Origin of the sequence: Streptomyces sp. NRRL F-6492 (assembly GCF_001280125.1) — a bacterium.
Taxonomy (GTDB): domain Bacteria; phylum Actinomycetota; class Actinomycetes; order Streptomycetales; family Streptomycetaceae; genus Streptomyces.
In genome coordinates, this window is sequence record NZ_LGEG01000188.1 from 1 (window position 1) to 246 (window position 246).

Annotated in this window: 1 pseudogene; it reads left to right on the forward strand. The window is 65.4% G+C overall.

What is annotated here, in order from left to right:
- Positions 1-236 (forward strand): annotated as a pseudogene (locus ADL08_RS38175) (IS5/IS1182 family transposase); the annotation flags it as partial.
- Positions 237-246: the final 10 nt, after the last annotated feature.

Sequence of the window (246 nt, forward strand, 5' to 3'; positions counted from 1 at the left end):
GCGCCCACCAGGCGGCGGGGCGACACATTCGAGTCCCGATCCGCGGCCGGAAACTCAAGCGATGGCAGCGCCGCTACAACACCACCCACGCCAAGATCCACTGCGTCGGCGAACAGGCCGTCGCCACGCCGAAGGGCCGGCGAGTCCTCCGCAAGATCCGATGCAGCACCAACCGGATCACTCACCTTGTCCGAGCCGTCCTCACGCTTCATCTGGCCAGGTCAACGCCAAGATGAAATGGGCTCA